At 67.3% G+C, this 1,121-nt stretch carries 1 protein-coding gene; it reads left to right on the top strand.

Annotated features, from left to right (window positions below; all coding sequences use genetic code 11):
• Positions 1–1,121 (top strand): non-reducing end alpha-L-arabinofuranosidase family hydrolase (locus AB0G02_RS41700; protein ID WP_360806554.1); only part of this gene is annotated, 1,121 nt, incomplete at both ends.

Below are 1,121 nucleotides of genomic sequence, written 5' to 3'. Positions count from 1 at the left end.
GACGGCAACGGCACCAACCAGCAGTTCCGCCTGGCCGATTCCGACGGCGGCTACGTGCGGCTGATCAACCGCAACAGCAACAAGGCCGTCGAGGTGCAGGGCGCGTCGACGGCCGACGGCGGCAACGTGGTGCAGTACAGCGACTGGGGTGGGAGCAACCAGCAGTGGCAGCTCGTCCGGGTCGGCGGGGGCAACGGCGCGTGCTCGCTACCGTCGACGTACCGCTGGACGTCGACAGGCGCGCTGGCGAACCCGAAGTCCGGGTGGGTCTCGCTCAAGGACTTCACCAGCGTCGTCTACAACGGCAAGCACATCGTCTACGGCACGACGCACGACACCAGGGACGGCTGGGGGTCGATGAGCTTCAGCCCCTTCACGAACTGGTCCGACATGGCCACCGCCACCCAGAACACGTTGTCCATCGGCGCCGTCGCGCCGACGCTGTTCTACTTCGCGCCGAAGAACATCTGGGTGCTCGCCTACCAGTGGGGCGGGCCGGCCTTCTCCTACCGCACCTCCAGCGACCCGACCAACCCCAACGGCTGGTCCGCGCCGCAGACGCTGTTCACGGGCAGCCTCCCCATCGGGGCTCCCATCGACCAGACGCTCATCGCCGACGGCTCGAACATGTACCTGTTCTTCGCCGACGACCGCGGCAACATCTACCGCGCCGCCATGCCGATCGGGAACTTCCCGGGCAGTTTCGGCTCGTCCTACACGAAGATCATGAGCGACACGGCGGCCAACCTGTTCGAGGCGGTCGAGGTCTACAAGGTCAAGGACCAGAACCAGTACCTGATGATCGTCGAGGCGCAGGGGAGGAACGGGCGCTTCTTCCGCTCGTTCACGGCCTCCAGCCTGGCCGGCTCGTGGACGCCGCAGGCCGCGACCGAGAGCAACCCGTTCGCCGGCAAGGCCAACAGCGGTGCCACCTGGACCAACGACATCAGCCACGGTGACATCGTCCGCACCAACCCCGACCAGACCAAGACCATCGACCCCTGCAACCTGCAGTTCCTCTACCAGGGGCGCGACCCGCGCTCCGACGGCCTGAGTCAAGTGCGCGATCGTGGTCAGCGACCAGCTCCCGACCGACCTGGCGGCCAACGCCGCGGCCGTGC

The sequence above is a fragment of the Actinosynnema sp. NPDC023658 genome (assembly GCF_040639995.1).
Taxonomy (GTDB): domain Bacteria; phylum Actinomycetota; class Actinomycetes; order Mycobacteriales; family Pseudonocardiaceae; genus Actinosynnema.
Note: the sequence above shows the minus strand (reverse complement) of the source record. Positions and strands in the feature narration are given on the sequence as shown.